This is a genomic window from Bradyrhizobium sp. Kon10 (genome assembly GCF_055807395.1).
In genome coordinates this window covers 18,824-38,538 of sequence record NZ_JBVVOZ010000025.1, presented here as the reverse complement: position 1 = coordinate 38,538, position 19,715 = coordinate 18,824, and the positions used below count along the sequence as shown (strand labels likewise).

The following is a 19,715-nucleotide window of genomic DNA, read 5'->3' as shown; positions in this document are numbered from 1 at the left end:
CTAAACTCGGTTTCGGTTGCGGGCGTGCATTCCTATCTGGGGCGTGCACGCCCGACGACCAGCCGAAGAGGAAGCCCCAGTGCCCGACGCCATCGAACTCCTGAAGACCCGCCGCTCGATCAAGCCGCGCGACATGACCGGGCCCGGCCCCTCGCCGGCCGAGCTCGAAACCATCTTGACCATCGGCGCGCGCGTGCCCGACCACGGCAAGCTTGCGCCGTGGCGCTTCATCATCTTTGAGGGCGATGCCCGGATGCGCGCCGGCGAGGTGATCGCGAAGGTGTTTGCCCGGAAGAATCCCGGTGCGCCCGCGGCCGATGTCGAGGCCGAGCGCAAGCGCCTCACCGACGCACCCCTGGTGATCGGCATCGTCAGCTTCACCCGGCCGCATCCGAAGGTGCCGGCGTGGGAGCAGGAATTGTCCGCGGGCGCGAGCGTCATGAACATCGTCACGGCCGCGACCGCTCTCGGCTACGGCGCCTGCTGGCTGACCGGCTGGTTTTCCTTCGACCGCGATGTGCTGGACGGGCTTGGCCTCAAGCCGGACGAGAAGCTTGCCGGCTTCGTCCATATGGGCACGCCGACCAAGCCGAGCGAGGACCGCCCGCGACCGGTGCTGTCTGAGATCGTGACGCGCTTTTAATCGAAGTCTTGTTGACGCCCCTGACGTCTTGCGGCTTTGTTCCCGACGAGGGAGGAAGTCCGGATGAAGCGTCGTGAATTTCTGGTCGGGGCGGCGATGCTGGCCGGCACGATGAAGCGGAGCCGCGCCGCCGACATTCCCGCGCCGGCGGCCGACAAGCTGCAACGCGTCACCTCGTTCTTCGAGAACGAGGTCACCACCGGCCGTTTGCCGGGCGCCATCGTCCTGATCCAGCAGCACGGCAAGCCGGTTTATTTCAAGATGTTCGGCGTCCGCGACGTCAGGACCCGCCTGTCGATGACGCCGGACACGATCTTCGCGATCCATTCCATGACCAAGCCGATCACCAGCCTGGCTGCGATGATGCTGATCGACGAGGGCAAGCTTGCGCTCACTGACCCCGTTTCGAAATACATCCCTCTCTTCGCGGACACGAAGGTCGGACTCGAAATCACCAAGCCCGACGGCTCCCTGGCGCTCGACCTCGTGCCGCCGATCCATCCCGTGACCATCAGGGACCTGATGCGGCACACCTCGGGCATCAGCTACGACTATATCGGCGGCAAATGGGTCGAGCTCGCCTACAAGGAAGCCGACATCTTCGCGGGTCAATTCGACAACAAGGTATTCGCCGAGCGCGTCGCCAAGCTGCCGCTGGCGCGCCAACCCGGGACGCTGTGGCGCTACGGGCATTCCACCGATGTGCTCGGCAGCGTCATCGAGATCATCACCGGCCAGACGCTCTACGACGCGCTGAAGCAGCGCATTTTCGATCCGCTCGGGATGACCAGCACCAAATTCGTGCTGACAACGCCTGATGAACTCGAGCGCATGGCGCGGCCGCTGCCGAGTGACCAGATCCTGCTCGACGCTGAGCGCGAACGTCTCGCCCATCCGGAATGGCAATCCGGCGGCGGCGGCCTGCTCTCGACCATGACCGACTATCAGCGCTTTTCGCAAATGCTGCTCAATGGCGGGGAGTTCGACGGCAAGCGCTACCTCAGTCCGGCCGCCTTCAAGGACATGACGACCGACCAGATCGGACCAGGCTCCGGCGTCGGCCGCGACTATTTCTATTTTCCTGGCGACGGCTTTGGCTATGGCTACGGCCTTGCGGTGCGCACCGATCCCGGCGATGCGAAGCCGCCGCCGCCGGGCTCGATCGGGGAGTTGAAGTGGGACAGCGGCAGCGGAACGTATTTCGGCGTCGATCCAAAGCTCGACATGGTCTACATCCTGATGCAGCAGACCCAGAATGAGCGCGGGCGGATCACGCCGGCGTTCAAGGCCCTGGTCTATAACACCTTTCCGCCGGAGCTACGCCACCCGTGAGACGTGCTGGCCCTCGGCGTCGTTCCGGCGAAGGTGGGGACATATCTCGCGCAACTGCTTCAACATCGTCATTGCGAGCGTAGCGAAGCAATCAAGAGTCTTTCCGCAGATGCATTTCTAGATTGCTTCGCTGCGCTCGCAATGACGGAGCAAGGAGCATCGACGTCGCTTCTGCAGCGCGCATTTTCAATTGCAGACGCACCTTCGCATTCTCGCGGCGCATTCGCCCGAGTCTTGCTTCGTCGCCTTGCCCTCAAATGAAAGAGGGCGCAGGGAAGACCGGGTGCCGGCTGGCACCCGCGGTCCACTGTGCGAAGTTGCAGTAGGAAATCTGCACAGCGGCATACAGGTGAAGCCCAACACACGGCCTTCCCTGCGCAGTGGTTTGACAGCTTATGTCGCGCTCTCCCCGGGGAGCGATGCACTATTGCCCCCGTCGCCTCACGGCTGACTGACATGCGTGCCCGGTCGGGCCACACACATCGCCGCAAGACTTGGCGCACAGACCCCGGGCGCCAGGACCACACGATTTTGCCGTACGCGAACCACACCGGTCGTGCGCGCGATGCGCTTCGCTCACGGTTGCCCGCCCTGCGATCACCTTCGCGCCGATGTGGCTTACGTCCACCGCCGCCCGGCCCGCGTTCGTGACGATCGCGATACGCCCCTCTTCCTTGGGCCGGGTCGCGGCGACAGATACGCCGTTTCCGAATTTCGGTAAAGCGGAATATTTTTGACGACGTGTGTTGACCTAGCGCCGGGATGTTTTGCCCGTCGGGCAACGCAATGGTTTGTAGCCTGACCACCAAATTGGCTCTACGGAACCGACGGAGGCCGCTAGTCCTCGCTCGACGCGGCGGAGCGATTGCGCAGATAGGCCTGCGACAACAGGAAGAACAACGCACGGTCGCCATGATATTTGGCCGACGGCCGGGTGCGCTCGAAACCATCGGCGAATATCTTGCCGGACTGGTCGCACACCTGCCATCGCCAGCCAAAGCGCTTGCGCCTGGTGAGGATCACTTCGAACATGCCGACCGCTTGGTCCCCTGCTCCTTGCCGGTCTCGCACCGGCATGCCCCGTTATAGGAGACCCGACATATAACGCAGCAGGACGGAAAGAGAATGAAATTGATGATCGGAAATAAGTATGTTGCACCGGTCATGACGAAGTCGCGGTGGTTCGGGAACAAGCCGCCGCCGCTGGTGTAGCGGAGATCTCTCCGAGACGCTTGGTAGCGCTGACAGAGGTGCTCTAACTCGCTTTTCGTGCGCGCGACGGGAAGTGCGGTACAATGTTCCGGATCACACGTGCCGAACGGTGGCGGAGCTGTGCGAGAGAGCCGAACTGACAGCGCCGTCCGAGTTGACTAGCGCGCGACGACTTCGACCTCGCCGTCGACGCCGTTGACGACGTTGAAGCCGCGCTCATAGACCTTGCCCTCGTTCTTGGCGATGGCGCGGTATTCGCCTTCGGCGAGCACGACGCGCGGGAAGGCGCCGATCGATTCCTTGATGACGTCGCCGCCCGGTGTCAGCACCGACCAGGCGGTGTTGGCGAGCGCCTCGCCGCCCTTGTCGCTGACGAGCTTGAGCGTGATCACCGCGGCGCGGTGGGTGACGATGACATCGGTGAGCTTGCCGGCCTGGACACGGATGTCCGAACGCACCACCGAGTTCGCCAGGCTGGCCGGATCGCCGTAATTGGAGATGATGTAATAGGTGCCCTCCGGCAGCAGCACGACGTCGCCGGCGGCGACGTTGGGCACCAGCGAGGCACGCTCGCCGGATTCGAACTGGCTGCCCTTGTAGATCGCGAACGAGATCTGGTTCAGCGGAATGCGGCTGGTGCCGACCCGGCCCTCGATGCGCAGGCCACCGGCTGGCAGCACAAAGGATTCGCGGTCGGTCTCGGCCTTCAGGCTGACGGTGCGCACCGCGCTGACGAGGCCGAAGGCGACGTGCACGACGTAATTGCCGGGCGGCAGCACGATGTTGGGCGTGGCGTTGCGGTCCTCGCGGATCAGCTTGAAGGTGCCGTTCTCGTCGGGCCGGTCGGCAAACACCCGCCAGACCAGGCCGCTGGTGATCGGAGGGGTGTCCTTGCCGTATTTCGCGGTGAGCGACAGCACGGCCTGTCCGGGCACCGCCGCATTGAGCGGCGCGACCGGCGGCACGGTGGTCAGCGCCGGAGGAATAGTGGGGGAAGCCGGCTGCATCAGGGTCGGCGGCAGGCTCGGGGGCGCGGACCCCAGGCCGGAGGGCGGCGCCAGGCTGACGGCGCCGCCGGGGTCGGGCACTGAAGCCGGCGGCACCGGCGGTGGGCGATCCGAGAAAAGCTGCGCCTGCGCAGCGCCTTGGCCGAGGGTAAATTGGCCGAGGGTGAGGAGGCACACGGCCACGATCAGCCTCGGCAGCAGCGATGCGCTGCGCCGCCATCCGATGATGCCGTCACCCCCGAGTGTCATGTCACCTGCTTTTCACTGAAAACGCGGCAAATTCAAGCCTCAGTGGCCCCAGGGAATACGGACATTTGGAACCTCGTTGACGCCTGCGTGATTAGTCCGCAGGCAAGCATCGACTGCCATACTCCCGCCCCGCGCGCTTTCCAAAGCGGCATAAACCATGCTTCGCCCGGGTTGTGGCGGAGTGCAAGTCCGCTGCCTAGTCTCAGGGCTGGCCCGGCGTAGGAGAGTTTCGGTGCTGGACATATTGAAGGGTCGGAGCGCAAACGGCTCCAGTGGCGAGAAGGTCGGGCTCGGCAGCATCCGCCGGCCGGTCATTGGCCTGGCGCTCGGCGGCGGAGCGGCGCGCGGCTTTGCCCATATCGGGATCGTGAGGACCCTGCTCGCCAACGGCATCGTGCCTGATGTCGTGGTCGGCACCTCCATCGGCGCCGTGGTCGGCGGTGCCTATGCGGCCGGCCAGCTCGATACGCTCCAAGACTGGGGTCGCAGCCTGCAAGGTGTGCGCAACATCCTCGGCTATCTCGACATCCGCCTCAATGGCTCCGGCCTGATCGGCGGCGAAAAGCTCGCGACCCGCCTCCAGGAGTCGATCGGCCAGACCCTGATCGAGGATCTTCCGGTGAAATTCGCCGCGGTGGCGACCGAGGTCCGCACCGGCCATGAGATCTGGCTGACGCGCGGCCGCATCGTCGATGCGATGCGAGCCTCCTACGCCCTACCCGGCATCTTTTCCCCGATCCTGATCGGCGACCGCTGGCTGGTGGACGGCGCGCTGGTGAACCCGGTGCCGGTCTCGGCTGCGCGCGCGCTCGGCGCGGAAATCGTCATCGCTGCAAATCTTTCCAGCGACATCTTCACCTATTCCACGACGGTCTATTCGCACGGCCCGGCGCCCGAGCCGGCGGTTCCTGCAGCCGAAGAGACCACGGCCAAACGGCGCTTTCCGAGGTTCTTCTCGGCGGAGAAGACCGTGAAGCGCGAGTTCTTCGGCGGCGGTGGCGATCGTCCCGGGCTCTCCTCGGTGATGGTGGACGCCTTCAACATCATGCAAGACCGCATCACCCGCGCCCGGCTCGCCGGCGATCCGCCCGACCTGCTGATCACGCCGCGGGTCGGCCAGTTCGGCTGGTTCGACTTCCACCGCGCCGATGACCTCATCGCGCTCGGAGCCCGCGCCGCCGAGCGCGCGCTGGATTCGATTCAGGAAGCGATCCACGTGCTGGCGCCGCCGCCCGAGGGTGCCGCGCCGAAAGCGACCGAGTGAGGATCAGGCCGTCTTGATGTAATCGCGCAGGGCTTCCTGCTCGGCCTCGTATTCCTGGACGCGCCATTTCACGATGTCACCGATCGAGATCAGGCCGACCACCTTGCCATTCTCGACCACTGGCAGATGGCGGAACTTGCCGGTGGTCATCATCTCCATCAGCTCGGCGACCGTGTCGGTCTCCCTGCAGCTCACGACCTTACGGGTCATGACCTGGCTGACGGGCTCCTCCAGCGCGGTCGCGCCGCGCTCGCCGATGACGCGGACGATGTCGCGTTCGGACAGGATGCCCTCGAGCCTGCTCTGGTTCATCACCAGCACGGCGCCGATCTTCTTCTCACCGAGCAGCTTGACTGCGGCAGCCAGCTTCGCATCGGGCTCGACGCTCATGATCTGGTGGCCCTTGGTGTTGAGAATCGAACGTACCGTCATTGTCGCCTCCCTGAATCGGACCCGTCCGCGTTTCGCGGTCCGGACTTGTTCGCGAGTCTTCAAGTAACAGTTTCGGCGCCGGTTTCACGCTCAGGCGTCGTGCGAGACAAAGCCGCTAGCGGCTTGTCGCTTCGGAACATTCTTCACGAGAATGATGGATGAAATCGGGCCGCGCCGCAAGCGCCGCTTCAAATACCGTTTGAAATGTCCTGTGATGACGCATCCGCAGCATCGCTTCGCACACGCGGCACCGGATCGAACAGCGCGAACAGCAACAGCCCTGCGAAGAAGCCGCCGATATGCGCTTCCCACGCCACGCCCGCGCTTTCGCTATCGACGCCGATTGCCCCGACGCCGAAGATGATGTTGAGGGCGAACCACACCACGAGGAAGCCGACGATCCGCCTGTCGCGCAGCGCGCGCAGCAGCGGCAGCGCCGGAACCTTGGCGGCGGTATCGGCATCCGACCGGCTGAACGACAGAAAGCTGCCGCGCACGAAAGCAAACCGGATCGCCGCCGCCATCGCGCCAGACACCGAGGCCGAGGCGCCGATCATCGGCACCACCGCATGCTCATGGGTGACAAGGTGGGCGAGCGCGCCGGCGGCGGCCGTTACCGCCAGGAACAGGAAGAACCGCACCGGGCCAAACCGTCGTGCCAATGCACTGCCGAACGGAAGAAGCCACAGCACGTTGAAGGCAAGATGGGTGAGATTGGCGTGCAGCAGCGAATAGGTGAAGAAGCTCCAGACCTTGGCGCCGGCGCCGCCGGGAATCTGCAAATTGGCGAGCGAGGAATCGTAACGCTTCGGGATAAAGCCGAAGACGTCGATGGTCCAGTTCTCCAGCTCCGGCGGCAGCAGCACCCGCAGGTGGACCAGCGCGAGCAGGACGACATAGGCGGTCAGCGCCAGCGGCAGCGTCAAGATCGGCTCGCGCGGCGGAGCCCGCTCGGTTGAGACCGGTTCGTCCGACGGAGGTTGTGGCGGGGAATCCAAGGGCTGCGCTTTCAGGGGCGATCGGAGCAACGGTCTTAACGACAGGCCTTTACGACCGACCTTGGAGATAGTCGCCTTTACCCACCCAGTGCAAGTGCACAAAAGGAAAAGGCAGGGCCTTGGAGAGCCCTGCCTGTCCGTGTCGATCTTCCCGGCACCTCAAGCGCCTCACCGCGCTTCAGGTTGTCGTTTGAGCATGATCCTTCCGGAAAAACTTTTCCGGATCATGCTTAGAGGAATAAGGAGTATCCCCACCCCTCCCCGCGGCCAGTGACCAAACTGTTTGACGCCCGTGTACAGGCCTCGCCGGAAACCTGGAAGAAAGCGGCGAAGCTTGCGACCGCGATCACCATAGCAGGCGCGCAGGCCAGGCAAAGCGCATCGTTAATTTAACGTTAACGACGCAAAGGTGCTGGTGTCGGGCCGAAAACGCCGCCGCGGCATAGACGCTGCAAATCCCCTCCTGCACAACAACAAAGGGATCTTGGGTGCACTGAAGCGGGACAGCTTTGTCCCAGATGGTGCGACCCCGGGGTAAGCGTTCAGTCATGAAACATCCGTCGAGCCGCGCGTTCTTCGCGTATTGGGACAACAAGCGCGGCGCGGCGCGGGCACCTGACAGATCCGATATCGATCCGGCCGCCGTTCGCGAACTGCTTGGCGACATCTTCGTGCTGTCCTGCGAACCGAAGCTTGGCTTTCCATTCCGGGTCGCCGGCACCCGCGTCTGTGCGCTCGCCGGCCGCGATCTCAAGGACCGGAGCTTTGCGGCGCTGTTCACCGAAGCCAGCCGCGGCGAGATCGAGGAAATCACCACGATCGTCGCCGACGAGACGCTCGGCGCCATCGCCGGCGTCAGCGCCATGCGCGAGGACGGCAGCGAGGCGCACCTCGAGCTGCTGCTGCTGCCCTTCAACGCCCGGCCGCACACGCCTCTCAGCGTCACCGGCGTGCTCGCGCCGTTCAACGACGAATGCGGGACGCTGGGCCCCTTCACCGTCGTCTCCTGGCGCTATCTGCACCAGCCGGAGAAATTGTTGCCGCGGGCCATCCGCAAACTGCAGATCGCGCGCGGGCTGATGGTGTATGAGGGGCTGCGGTAGCGAACCCTATTGTCCAGCTCGTCGCTGCTGAGCGGGCTGACCGGCCACTACGCGACCTCGTCGGTCCAGACCTTGAAGCTGACCAGCTCGTTCGGGCCGAACGTCTGCGTGATCGGAACGTCGCAGGCGTCGCGTCCCTGCGCGATCAGGATTCGCCCCTGCCGCGGCTCATTGTTGCGCGGATCGAAGGTGTGCCAGCGGCCGCCGATGAAGGCCTCGAACCAGCCGGCAAAGTCACCTACCGCCCACGGCCGCGGCGTGCCGACGTCGCTCAGATAGCCGGTGCAATAGCGCGCGGGAATGTTCATGCAGCGGCAGAACGCGATGGCGAGATGCGCATAATCACGGCAGACGCCCTTGCCTTCCTGGTACGCCTCCCACGCCGTCTTGGTGGCGCGCGCATGCTCGTAGCCGAAGACGATGTGGCGATGAACGAAATCGCAGATCGCCTGCACCCGCGCCCAACCCGGCGGCGTCTTCTCGAACAACTTCCAGGCGATCTCCGAAAGCCGGTCGGTCTCGCAGTAGCGGCTGCCGAGCAGATAGACCAGAGTATCGGCAGGCAGCTCTTCGATGCTGTGCTGCATGGCCGAGGCAAACACCGGGTCCGGCAGACCGCTGTCGCGAACGACGCCGTCGGCGGCAAGGCGCATACGGCCGGCCGGCGCGACCATGCGGCTACACCAATTGCCGAACACGTCTCGATAGGGTGTGATCTCGACGGCAGGCGTCGAGGTGACGAAGTCGGGCTTGATGACATCCGAGGCGCGGGTGAAATGCGTGCCCAGCACCATGATCATCGGCGTTGGCTGCGGAAAATCGTAGAGCATTTCGAATCCGACACGAAACTTCATCGAAACGCCTTTCCGGCTGCTGCCAACTCGAAATGGCTACGAAACCATCGAATACAAGGCAGTCAGCCGGATTTCTCGTGTCACGCAGCGCTCCGCGCGCTCATCGAGCTCGCAGGCGGACTGCACTGGTCGCCCTCGCCGCGTAGGCAGCGAAGGAAGCGCGTTAATCAGGGCATCGCCAGATGCCAGGCGCCGTTGAGAAAACCATCGCCGGTGACGTCGCCGGGCTTGGTGTCCTTGGCAAAGGTGTAGAGCGGCTTGCCCTTGTGGGCCCACTGCTTGGAGCCGTCATCGCGGCTGATGATGGTGTAGCCCTCGCCGGCGGCGTCGCTGGCCTCGGCCTTCAGCGCCGGCCAGTTCGTCGCACACGGGCCGTTGCAGGCGGATTTGCCGTCCATGTCCTTGTCGAACGTGTAGAGCGACATGCCCTTGGCGTCGGTGAGCACGTTGCCCTTGTCGCTCTTGCCGGTCTTGGTCGGCGGTGCCGCGAATGCAGCCGAGGTGAGCGCGAGTGACGCCACGAGCGTGAGCGCGAGGCGGATCTGGGATGTCGTCATGGTGTCTCCTGTCATGCAATGGGCTTGCAAATTGACTTGCATGTGTTGGACGCCGCATCGCGCGTCGTATTCCCGAGGTAGCCGCAAAGATATTTTTGGCTGCGCGCAGCTTCGCAACGGAATAAATTGGAATGGGCGACACGGAACAACGGTCCGACATGAGCAAACCGCATTGGCGATGCGCGCACGCCACCGACCTACCCGCGATCGGCGCGATCGCGGCGCGGATGCATCCGGATCTCACTGAGCGTCTCGACGTGCTCGCCGAGAAGATGCTGCTTTGTCCGGATGGCTGCCGCGTGCTCGTCGCAGAGAATGAGGTCGTCGGCTATGGGCTGTCGCATCCGTGGATGCAGCATCAGATCCCGCCACTCGACGGCTTCCTGGAAACATTGCCTGACAAATCCGACTGCCTCTACGTGCACGACGTCGCGGTGCTGCCCCACTTCCGCGGCGGCGGCGTCCCGCGCGCTTACGTCGCGACGATCGAAGGACTTGCGCGATCATCAGGCATCGCGACGCTTGCGCTGGTGTCGGTCTACGGCACGCGACCGCTGTGGGAACATTTCGGCTTTCACGCTGTAACGCCGGATGCGGAGCTGCGCGCAAAGCTTGCGTGCTACGGCGAAAGTGCGGCTTACATGCTGCGCGATCTTGCCGGTTCGCAACGCCCCGTCAGATAGCCGCCCGTCCGCGGCCGGCCCGAGTCACACGGGCGTGAACTTAGAGCCTCGAACCGGCCTCGATCAGCCGCCGCGATGCTTCTTCTTTGCCTTCTTGCCAGATGAGGCTTTCGCAGACCACTCGGTTGCTTGACCGGGCTTGTCCCGATGCTTGTTTTTCTTTCCGAAAGCCGGCCCGTCGCCGAATTTCGAGCCGCTCTTGCCGTGAGGCTTCACGTAAGGCTTGCCATGCTGCTTCGGTCCGGTCGCGGCACGTGAATGATCGCTTCGAGGCGCACGATCATCGCTCTCGCCGGCTTCGCGCCGGGGCGTGTGCGGCCGCTTCTCCGAAGGCGCCTGCGCTTGCGGCGCATCCGTCATCGGCTCGAGGCGGATATTGTCTTCCTTGTCCGGCCGCTTGATCTTGGCAGCGAAGGAGTCCGCGACCCGCTCGGAGATTTCGAACTCGGTCGTGGTGTCCATGATCCGGATGGCGCCGATGTCGCCCTTGTCGATGCCGCCACGACGGCAGATCATTGGCAACAGCCAGCGAGCTTCCGCATTCTTTCTGCGTCCGATGTTGGCCCGGAACCAGACGCTGGACTCCATGCCATGACGCGGCGAGGATTTGCCCGGCTTCGATCGCGGACCGGCAGGGCGATCATCGCCACGCGAGCCGCGCGCATCGTCGCGCGGCGTGCGATCGTCGCGCGGCGTGCGGACATCGTTGCGGCCACGATCGTCACGGGTGCGGCCACGCGCCTCGCCGGGATCGAGAATGTCTTCGGGCGACGGAAGCCGCGCGCGATAAAGCCGCGCAAGCGCCGCCGCGATATCCTCGGCCGAGCGCTCAGCAAGCAAGGCCTGCGCGAGAACCAGATCCTCGGCGGTCGTCTCCTCGGAGAACAGAGCATCCTTCAGCATGCGGTCGTGGTCGAGCTTGCGGATCTCATCGGCCTGGGGCGCCGTTCCCCAGATCGCGTCGATGCCGGACAGATTCAGCAGCACCTCCGCGCGCCGCCGACGAACGGGCGGCACAAGAAGGACGCTGACACCCTTTCGGCCCGCACGTCCGGTGCGGCCCGAGCGATGCTGCATGACTTCGGCGTCATTGGGCAGGTCCGCGTGAATGACGAGGTCGAGGCTCGGCAGGTCGATGCCGCGCGCCGCCACGTCGGTCGCCACGCAGACGCGTGAGCGCCCGTCCCGCAACGACTGAAGCGCCTGGGTGCGTTCGTTCTGCGTCAGTTCGCCGGAGAGCGCCACGACGGAGAAGCCGCGCTCCAGCAAGGCGGCCTGCAAATGCCTGACCGCATCGCGCGTGTTGCAGAACACCAGCGCGCTCGGCGACTCGAAGAAGCGCAGGACGTTGACGACAGCATGCTCGACATCACCGGGAGCGACCCGGATTGCGCGGTACTCGATGTCGGCGTGACCGCCTTCGTCGCCCGCGACCTCGATCCGAAACGCCTGTTGCTGATACTGCTTTGCCAGCGCCACGATGCCGCGAGGAAACGTCGCCGAGAACAGCAAGGTGCGGCGCGTCTCCGGCGTGGTCTTGAGGATGAACTCCATATCCTCGCGAAAACCGAGATTGAGCATCTCATCGGCCTCGTCGAGGACGACAACCCTCAATTCCGAGATGTCCAGACGGCTGCGCCGCAAATGATCGCACAACCGCCCCGGGGTCCCGACGACGATGTGAGCACCCGCAGCGAGCTCCCGCTGCTCGCGCCGCGGATCCATGCCGCCGACGCAGGAGACGACGCGCCCATTCGCATGCTCATACAACCAGGCAAGTTCGCGATGAACCTGCAAGGCGAGCTCGCGGGTCGGTGCGACGATCAGGGCGAGCGGTGCACCCGCTCGTTCAAATCGCTCCGCCTCGCCCAGCAGGTCCTTGGCCATGGCCAGGCCGTAAGCGAGGGTCTTGCCGGAGCCGGTTTGGGCCGAGACCAGCAGGTCGCGGTCGGCGGCGTCCTGCGTGAGCACGGCGAGCTGAACGGGGGTCGGACGGTCGTAGTTGCGCTCGGCCAAGGCTCGGGCGAGCGGCGGACTCATGGTCGGAAAAGACACGAGATAAACCTTGGTTGGTCCAGGCGCGGAACATCGAGCCCGCGCGACCTGAAGCTTGCGCGTCGGGCAAACGGCCCGGCAGCACGCATGGCGATTTGATTTGGATGCTCTTTACGCCAAGAGCGGGCAAATCACCATGCCTGTGACGCATGGCTTTGACGAAGCCGAGAACAAGCTTACCGGCCCAGCCTGACCCACTACATCCAGAGTTTTCGAGCCGTTTTGCTGCATGTAGGGAGAATTTGCGCCCAGGCAGAGGATTTTCGCCGTGGAGGCGAACGAGAACGCCTGGTCAGATGCTAGTCCCTGGAGGTCACGAGCTTGCTGACGCCGCCGACCAGCCATGCTCTTGCCCGCAAAACATAGTCCCTTGCCGCCCGGCTCAAGGCGCGGATGCCGCGCCAGGCTTCGGTTGCCTGGAGCCATGCCCTCACCTCGACGAACTTTCCGTAAGCCCAGGCGAACGCCGGAATCCGCATCAGCTTGTCGCGCGTGAGATGAAACAGGCGCTCGACAAGCACGAGCTTGAGCAGTTCGCAGCCGATGAACGCCGCCACACCGCTCAGGAACTGGCCGGTTGCGACGAGGTAAGCCGCGACCGGCTTGATCGGCTCCAGAATGATCACAGGAACGGAAAACAAGGCGAGCGACGGATAAGGCGGCAGCGACCTGATCCAGGCGCGCAATCGCTTGAATTCGAAATGCCGCGCAAGCCAGCGGGATATGGGCGCGGCCACGGCCATGAAGAGCGCATCCACCAGGAAGTAGATGGCGGCCAGAATATACGTGACGGGTTTCAGGATTCGCTTCACGGTCAACTCTCCCGTGAACTGAAAGCCGGAACTGGGGCCTAAGTTTCACCTCAGCGTGAATAGTTCGCGGATTTCAGATGGAACTTTTTGGAGAATGTGGCGCGGAAACGCGAGGACATCCTCGTGGAAGCGGCGCACCGCCGGCATGTCGCGCACGAAGATGCGGTGTAGTCGATCGCGCGGATGGCGCTGAAGGGTGAACGGGGGCTCTGGTTCGGTTCGGGTATCTTCTCGTCCATGATCGTGTCCTTCATTCCAAACGCCCGCACGTAGCCCGTATGGAGCGTAGCGGAATACGGGGAGCCGCGAGTGAGGATCCCGGATTGCGCTGCGCTCCATCCGGGCTACCAGATTCTGGAGCCGGGGAGCAGCGGCGCCGCCACGGTGGCGTCGTCGTCAAGCCCCGCGTAGGTCCGTCGCTTGGCTTCGACCAGAAATGCCGCGAGATCGTGAGGGATAGATGACGTCATCTACTCCACCAACTCCGGCCACGGCACGATCGTCGACTTCACCGTCTTCATCGCCACGGCATCCCTGACCGCCTGCGCGACGCCTGCTTCCGTGAACGGATAGACCGTTTGCATCTTCAGCCACGGATATTTGTCCCGCGTGCGGTAGAGCATGTCGACGCCGAGCGGCAAATCATTGGCGGTAAAGCCCCACGAGCCGAGCAGGTTGAGATCCTTGGTGCAGATGCGGTGCCAGGAGGTCTCGATCGAACCGGCGTCGGTGAACTGGCCCATCTCGACATAGGTGCCGCCGTCGCGCAGCATCTCGATGCCTTCGGGCCCGGCGGTCGGATGGCCCGAGCAATCCATCACGAGATCGGCGCCGAAGCCTCCGACGATCTCGCGCACGCACGCGATGCGCTCTTGTGGCGTCGTCAGCTCCTCGATGTTGACGGTGGTCTCCGCTCCGAACTCGCGCGCGAGCTTGAGCCGCGGCTCCTCCGGCGCACCGACGCAGATGACGCGCCCTGCCCCCATCTCCTGTGCCGCGGCGACGGCGAGAATGCCGATCGGACCCGAGCCCTGGATCACCACCGTGTCGCCCCAGCTGAAGCCGCCGGCGCGGCTCGCGCGATTAAAGGCACGGATGCAGGAGGTCAGCGGCTCGGACAGGGCGCCCAGTCGCAGCGACATGTCGTCGGGCAGTTTGTAGATCTTGGTGCCCGGCAGCATGTCGAGATCGACATAGACATATTCGGCCCAGCCGCCCCACATGTGAGGCGGTTTGTCGAAGCCGAGATAGCGGCCGTAATAGACCGGCGTCAGGCATTTGTTGGCGGTCTGCGAATAGTGGATGCAGTAATAGCAGCGGCCGCAGGGCATCAGCGGCGGGATCATCACCTTGGAGCCGATGCGAAGCGGCTTGCTCATGAAATCTTCGGTGAATTCCTCGCCGCATTCGACGATGATTCCGCCAAGCTCGTGGCCGAGCGTGAACGGCCATGGCAGCGGCTTCGGCCAGTGTCCCTTCAGGATATGCAGGTCGGTGCCGCAGACGCCACACGCCCCGATCTTGATCAGCGCACCCTTCTTGCCGACCTTCGGCCACGGCACGGTGCGGATGACGGGCTCGCTGCCCGGTCCTGCGTGAGTGCAGACGCGGATTTGGTCCATCGCTGTTTCCTCGATGCCCATGCGTTATGATTGATTTGTACGGGCTCAGGCGAAACGTATGTGAGACGGGCGCGGGTGCCAAGGTGCAGCCTTGTAGCCCGCATGAAGCGAAGCGGAATGCGGGGAGCGGCCCCGGATTGCGCTGCGCTCCATCCGGGCTACGGAGCCGTGGCGCAGCACACCCAAGTGTCTTGAGCACTTACACTTGAACGTGTAGGGACGGCCCAAGTCCTGCCCAGGTGCCCCTTGAACCCCCTCCCCCAAAATCCAGTTGCCGCGTCCGGCTCGTTCGCGGCCATGAAGTCGGTGCCCTACCGTCTCCAGTTCATCGCTTACGTGCTGGCGATGATGGCTGACAATATCGAGCATGTGATCAGTTACTGGGTGGTGTTCCAGAAATTCCATTCGCCGGCGCTGGCCGGCTTTGCGGTGCTGTCGCACTGGCTGCCGTTCCTGCTGTTCTCGGTCGCGGTCGGCGGGCTTGCCGACCGGTTCGACCCCCGCCGCATCATTCAGTGCGGCATGCTGCTGTTCATCGTGGCCTCCAGCGGCTGGGGCTTCTTCTTCATCACCGATACGATCCAGATGTGGCACGCGATGCTGCTGCTGGTGATCCACGGCTGCGCCGGGGTGCTGTGGCAGACGCCGAATCAGCTGTTGCTTTACGACCTCGTCGGCCCGGCTGATCTTCCGAGCGCAGTACGGCTGAACGCGATGGCGCGCTATCTCGGCATTCTGGTCGGACCTGCGGTCGGCGGCGTAATTATGCTGACGCTCGGCACCTCGCATGGCATTATCTTCAACACGCTGTTCTATCTGCCGATGCTGCTGTGGCTGTTCTGGGCGCCGGTGCGCGACAAGAGTATCGCGGTGCGGCGCTTCGCCGTGCGCGGCCTTGCCGACATTATCCTGACCATCCGCGCCATCGGCACGCAGCCGGTGCTGACGGCGATGACCTGGCTCGCCGGCCTCACCTCCTTCATGATCGGCAACGCCTATCACGCCCAGATGCCCGGTTTCGCCGGCGATCTCGGCCACGGCGATCCCGGCGTGTCCTATAGCGTGCTGCTCGCGGCCGATGCGGCCGGCGCGCTGCTTGCGGGCATTGCACTGGAATCCTGGGGGCGGCTCAAGGGCACGCCGCGCACCGCGATCATGCTTGCGATGTTCTGGAGCGTCGCGCTGCTCGGCTTCGCCTCGGTGCGGATCTATCCCGTTGCGATCGTGCTGCTGTTTTGTGCCGGCTTCTTCGAGCTGTCGTTCAACACCATGGAGCAGGCGCTGGTGCAGTTGAACGCACCGCCCGACATCCGCGGCCGCGTCGTCGGCCTCTACAACATGGCAGGCCTCGGGATGCGGGCGTTCAGCGGCATCACGGTCGGGCTGTTTGGCGCGGCGATCGGGATTCACTGGTCGCTCGGCCTCTCGGCCGCCGTTCTGCTGGCGCTGCTGCTTGTCCTCAATCAGCGCGCAGCGAAGAGGGCGTAGCTCTTCACAAAGCTGCCCGTTGAGGGCAAGGCCTTTCCAGCATAAGTTTGTCACAACCGCTGGGCGACGCGGCGTTGCGCTGCTGTGGGACCGGCGGTGGCGGGACGGCTGGCCAAATCGGCCGGAAGCGCCGCGGTCGCGCTCGACCTGGGCGCGCTGGCCGTGCTGGCCTGCCCGCCGCTGATGTGGCTTTTCGAATGGATTGTGTCTGTCCGCAATCGTCGCGCGAAATCATAACGCAGCATTAACCCTATGCGCCTTAGGGTCGTCCTGGACTCCGCCAGGCGGGGGGTCGGGTAGTGAAAATGGCGTTGGCGAACAAAAAATTTCTTCCGGCCGCCGAGGAACGTCGGCGTTTCCAGCGGGTGAAGGTTCACCTGCTCGGCCGCTACATGCTGCCGGACCGCCGTGAATTCCCCTGCCAGGTGATCAACATGTCGCCGGGCGGGCTGGCGCTGCTCGCGCCCGGCATCGGCAATGTCGGCGACCGCGTGGTCGCCTATCTCGACCATATCGGCCGGGTCGAGGGCAAGATCACCCGGATCATCGACAACGGCTTCGCCATGACGGTCGGGGCGACGCCCCGCAAGCGGGACAAGCTCGCGGCACAGCTGACCTGGCTCGCCAACCGCGACATTCTCAACCTGCCGGAAGACCGCCGCCACGACCGTATCGTGCCGCGCAACCCGATCGCGGTGCTGACGCTCGAGGACGGCACCAAGATGACCTGCCGCATCATCGATCTCTCGCTGTCGGGCGCGGCCATCGCCGCAGAGAACCGCCCGCCGCTCAAATCGACGGTTTTGCTCGGCCGGGTCCAGGGCCGCGTGGTTCGAAACCTCGAAGACGGCTTCGCGCTGGAGTTCCTGCACTCTCAGCCGATCGAGACACTCGAAGAGAGCGTTACCGCGCGGTAAAGCGCGACGACGTCAAAACCCCGGTTTTTCCAAGCTCAAAGGCGGCCTTCGCGATGCGGACGCCGCCTTTTTCATGCGTTGAGACGGCCCTGCATGGGTTAACGCGCGGCCCGTTCGCGGGCGAAACAGCAGTTCCATCAGTCTTCCCGCGTTAATCGCTCCAATTTGAATCAATTCCAGTCATATCAAATTTTATTCAAATATCGTTCAAGTATAGATCGAATTCTCCGCTCGTTTTACTTGTATTCGTCTCGACTTGACTTGGCTGACTTAGCGGCAACGCAAAAGCTCCATGCGAAATGTGGTCCCAACAAGAAACGGGGGCCGCGATGTTTCATTTCAGGGGACAGGGAAAAGCGCTGGCGATCGCCGCCATGCTTTTCGGGATCGGCGCGGCAGCGCAGGCCGGCGAAAGCCGACTGCTCTACGCGAGCCTCGGTGACACCACGCGTGCACCGATTGGCTGGGTCGAGTTCTGTTCGGAGAATGCCGCTCAGTGTCAGGGCGGGGCGACGCAGCCGCGCGACATCGTGATGTCGCAGACCGCGTGGCGCGACCTGACCAAGGTCAACCGCTGGGTCAACGAGACCGTGAAGCCTTTGACTGACCAGGAGCACTGGGGCGTGATCGAGAAGTGGTCGCTGCCGACCGATGGTTACGGCGACTGTGAAGACTACGTGCTGTTGAAGCGCAAGATGCTGATGGATGCCGGATGGCCGCGCGAGGCCCTGCTCATCACCGTCGTGCGCGACAAGAAAGGTGAAGGACACGCGGTGTTGACGGTGAAGACCGACAAGGGCGAGTTCGTTCTCGACAATCAGAACGAGAACGTCGTTGCCTGGACTGAGACCGGCTACCGGTTCGTCAAGCGCCAGTCGCAGAGCGATCCCAACGTCTGGGTCTCGCTTGGCGATACCAAGCCGGCGGTCTCCACCGCCAGCGCAAGAGATCAATAGTCGATCATTCGTCAACAAGGAACGAGATACGCGACCCGGTCACATCCCCACCCCTCCCCGTCCCAGACCGGTTCGCGCGCGCCCAGCCATCCCCCAATGGCTGGGCGCAACTTTTTTGGGGTGACGGAACTCACAAGACGCGATCGACGCCCGCCCATCAGTGCGGCAGGATGTTCTTGTAGACCTTGCCGGCTTTCATGATCACCACAAAATTCTTCGCGGGGTCCTCGACCAGGCCAATGTTGTCGAGCGGATTGCCGTCGACCAGCAGGAGATCGGCGAGCGCGCCCTCCTCAACCACGCCGAGCCTGCCGGGATAGGGATTGCGCGGGCCCGAAAGGCTCAGGAGTTCGGCATTGGTCGACGTCGCCATGGTCAGCGCCTCCGCCGGCGTGTACCAGCGCGTCAGCGCCGCCAGCATTGAGCCCTGCTTCTCCGCCATGGCCTTCGAGAACAGGACATCGGTGCCGAACGCGGTCTTGATGTGGTATTTCTTTGCGAGCTCATAGACCCTGTCGGTGCCGGCGACCACCTGCCGCATCTTGTCCTGTTCCGAAGGTCCCAGCGCGGCGGCCGCGGACATGTCCAGGAATGGCTGAGTGCTGAGCCAGATGCCCTTCTCCGCGATCAGCTTGGCGCTGGCCTCGTCCATGAGATGACCGTGCTCGATGCATTTCACGCCGGCTGCGATCGAGCGCTGGATCGCGACGGGCGTATAGGCATGCGTGGCGACATAGGTGCCCCAATTGTCAGCGGCCTCGACGGCGGCGCGCAGCTCGGGCTCGGTGAAGGTGGAGACGTCGAGCGGACTGAAGGGCGACGCGACGCCGCCGCCCGCCGTGAGCTTGACCTGTGAAGCACCTTGCATCAGTTGCTCGCGTGCGCGGACGCGGACCTCGTCGGGACTGTCGGCGACCATGCTGCCGCCGATCCGCTCCATGCGGCTGAGCATACCGCCGATGGTTCGCGGCAGGTCCGAGACCTGCCGGAAATCGCCATGGCCGCCGGTGATGGTGATGAAGGCGCCGGAGGGGTAGATGCGCGGACCGGCGACGACGTCCTCGTCGATGGCCTGCTTGAGCCCGAAAGTCGGGCCGCCCATGTCGCGTATGGTGGTAAAGCCGCGCATCAGCGTCGCGGTCGCTTCGCTCGCCGCGACCAGATTGTTGTAGCCGATGTCGCCTGCAAGCGCCGCCATCGGGGTTGGACGCACCAGCATTGCGTGCCAATGGGCATCGATCAGCCCCGGCATCAGCACGCGCCCGCCACCGTCGATCGTTTGAGCGGCGGTCGTTTGGCCTGTGGCCATCACGTCCGCGGTCGAGATCGTCTCGATCTTCCCGTTCCTGACGAGGACATTGGATGGAGCTGTGAGCGCGCCGCTCTTTCCGTCAAAGATTTTGACGTTGCGGAACAGTATGGCGGAGTCCTGCTGGGCCGATGCAGGCAGCGCGCTGCAGAGAAACGCTGTAAGCAGCGCCGCGAGTGCGGCCTGCGCCTTCAATCCCGACATGTTCGGTCTCCAGGTCAA

Annotated in this window: 20 protein-coding genes; 9 read left to right on the top strand and 11 right to left on the bottom strand. The window is 64.1% G+C overall.

The window, feature by feature from the left end:
• The first annotated feature begins 79 nt into the window (after positions 1 to 79).
• Positions 80 to 643 carry a nitroreductase family protein gene (locus AC0L2O_RS27290; protein ID WP_409188194.1) on the top strand — a complete coding sequence of 188 codons (564 nt, stop codon included), beginning with the start codon at positions 80 to 82 and terminating at the stop codon, positions 641 to 643.
• 63 nt (positions 644 to 706) lie between these two features.
• Entirely contained in the window at positions 707 to 1,975 is a 1,269-nt protein-coding gene (locus AC0L2O_RS27285; protein WP_473371902.1) for a serine hydrolase domain-containing protein, read from the top strand.
• 837 nt (positions 1,976 to 2,812) lie between these two features.
• Here AC0L2O_RS27285 and AC0L2O_RS27280 read toward each other — a convergent pair.
• The gene (locus tag AC0L2O_RS27280) at positions 2,813 to 3,007 is read right to left on the bottom strand and encodes a hypothetical protein (RefSeq protein ID WP_369722973.1); all 195 of its coding nucleotides are present in this window, start codon (positions 3,005 to 3,007) and stop codon (positions 2,813 to 2,815) included.
• A gap of 338 nt (positions 3,008 to 3,345) precedes the next feature.
• A complete protein-coding gene (locus AC0L2O_RS27275) occupies positions 3,346 to 4,443 on the bottom strand; it encodes a hypothetical protein (protein ID WP_473371901.1) in 1,098 nt (365 codons plus the stop codon).
• Between the two features lie 232 nt (positions 4,444 to 4,675).
• Here AC0L2O_RS27275 and AC0L2O_RS27270 point away from each other — a divergent pair, with 232 nt between their 5' ends.
• Entirely contained in the window at positions 4,676 to 5,707 is a 1,032-nt protein-coding gene (locus AC0L2O_RS27270) for a patatin-like phospholipase family protein (protein ID WP_409188192.1), read from the top strand.
• Positions 5,708 to 5,710: 3 nt separating this feature from the next.
• On the opposite strand, the gene AC0L2O_RS27265 is transcribed toward AC0L2O_RS27270, so the two are convergent.
• Complete coding sequence (locus AC0L2O_RS27265; protein ID WP_369722969.1) at positions 5,711 to 6,139, bottom strand: CBS domain-containing protein; 429 nt, start codon at positions 6,137 to 6,139, stop codon at positions 5,711 to 5,713.
• Positions 6,140 to 6,327: 188 nt separating this feature from the next.
• Complete coding sequence (locus AC0L2O_RS27260; protein ID WP_473371900.1) at positions 6,328 to 7,137, bottom strand: rhomboid family intramembrane serine protease; 810 nt, start codon at positions 7,135 to 7,137, stop codon at positions 6,328 to 6,330.
• Positions 7,138 to 7,685: 548 nt separating this feature from the next.
• Here AC0L2O_RS27260 and AC0L2O_RS27255 point away from each other — a divergent pair.
• Positions 7,686 to 8,240, top strand: coding sequence for a PAS domain-containing protein (locus AC0L2O_RS27255; protein WP_473371899.1), 555 nt, complete (start codon positions 7,686 to 7,688; stop codon positions 8,238 to 8,240).
• 47 nt (positions 8,241 to 8,287) lie between these two features.
• Here AC0L2O_RS27255 and AC0L2O_RS27250 read toward each other — a convergent pair whose 3' ends face one another.
• The gene (locus AC0L2O_RS27250; RefSeq protein ID WP_473371898.1) at positions 8,288 to 9,094 is read right to left on the bottom strand and encodes a transglutaminase-like domain-containing protein; all 807 of its coding nucleotides are present in this window, start codon (positions 9,092 to 9,094) and stop codon (positions 8,288 to 8,290) included.
• Between the two features lie 167 nt (positions 9,095 to 9,261).
• Positions 9,262 to 9,651 (bottom strand): COG4315 family predicted lipoprotein, encoded by a 390-nt coding sequence (locus AC0L2O_RS27245; RefSeq protein WP_473371897.1) that lies wholly within the window; start codon positions 9,649 to 9,651, stop codon positions 9,262 to 9,264.
• Positions 9,652 to 9,809: 158 nt separating this feature from the next.
• Here AC0L2O_RS27245 and AC0L2O_RS27240 point away from each other — a divergent pair, with 158 nt between their 5' ends.
• Complete coding sequence (locus AC0L2O_RS27240) at positions 9,810 to 10,334, top strand: GNAT family N-acetyltransferase (RefSeq protein ID WP_473371896.1); 525 nt, start codon at positions 9,810 to 9,812, stop codon at positions 10,332 to 10,334.
• Positions 10,335 to 10,397: 63 nt separating this feature from the next.
• On the opposite strand, the gene AC0L2O_RS27235 is transcribed toward AC0L2O_RS27240, so the two are convergent.
• From AC0L2O_RS27235 to AC0L2O_RS27220, 4 genes are all read right to left on the bottom strand, one after another.
• Positions 10,398 to 12,374 (bottom strand): DEAD/DEAH box helicase, encoded by a 1,977-nt coding sequence (locus AC0L2O_RS27235; protein WP_473371938.1) that lies wholly within the window; start codon positions 12,372 to 12,374, stop codon positions 10,398 to 10,400.
• Between the two features lie 314 nt (positions 12,375 to 12,688).
• Positions 12,689 to 13,201, bottom strand: a complete 513-nt coding sequence (locus AC0L2O_RS27230) for a hypothetical protein (RefSeq protein WP_369722903.1) — start codon at positions 13,199 to 13,201, stop codon at positions 12,689 to 12,691.
• A 344-nt stretch (positions 13,202 to 13,545) separates the two neighbouring features.
• Positions 13,546 to 13,671, bottom strand: coding sequence for a hypothetical protein (locus tag AC0L2O_RS27225; RefSeq protein ID WP_473371895.1), 126 nt, complete (start codon positions 13,669 to 13,671; stop codon positions 13,546 to 13,548).
• On the bottom strand, positions 13,672 to 14,823 hold the full coding sequence (locus AC0L2O_RS27220; protein WP_473371894.1) for a zinc-binding dehydrogenase: 1,152 nt from the start codon (positions 14,821 to 14,823) through the stop codon (positions 13,672 to 13,674).
• A 246-nt stretch (positions 14,824 to 15,069) separates the two neighbouring features.
• Here AC0L2O_RS27220 and AC0L2O_RS27215 point away from each other — a divergent pair, with 246 nt between their 5' ends.
• From AC0L2O_RS27215 to AC0L2O_RS27200, 4 genes are all read left to right on the top strand, one after another.
• Positions 15,070 to 16,311, top strand: coding sequence for an MFS transporter (locus AC0L2O_RS27215; protein ID WP_473371893.1), 1,242 nt, complete (start codon positions 15,070 to 15,072; stop codon positions 16,309 to 16,311).
• Positions 16,312 to 16,407: 96 nt separating this feature from the next.
• Positions 16,408 to 16,548, top strand: a complete 141-nt coding sequence (locus AC0L2O_RS27210) for a hypothetical protein (RefSeq protein WP_409188186.1) — start codon at positions 16,408 to 16,410, stop codon at positions 16,546 to 16,548.
• 68 nt (positions 16,549 to 16,616) lie between these two features.
• On the top strand, positions 16,617 to 17,228 hold the full coding sequence (locus tag AC0L2O_RS27205) for a PilZ domain-containing protein (protein ID WP_027536189.1): 612 nt from the start codon (positions 16,617 to 16,619) through the stop codon (positions 17,226 to 17,228).
• Between the two features lie 329 nt (positions 17,229 to 17,557).
• Complete coding sequence (locus tag AC0L2O_RS27200) at positions 17,558 to 18,184, top strand: transglutaminase-like cysteine peptidase (RefSeq protein ID WP_369722899.1); 627 nt, start codon at positions 17,558 to 17,560, stop codon at positions 18,182 to 18,184.
• A 157-nt stretch (positions 18,185 to 18,341) separates the two neighbouring features.
• On the opposite strand, the gene AC0L2O_RS27195 is transcribed toward AC0L2O_RS27200, so the two are convergent.
• Positions 18,342 to 19,697, bottom strand: coding sequence for a metal-dependent hydrolase family protein (locus AC0L2O_RS27195; RefSeq protein ID WP_369722898.1), 1,356 nt, complete (start codon positions 19,695 to 19,697; stop codon positions 18,342 to 18,344).
• Positions 19,698 to 19,715 lie beyond the last annotated feature (18 nt).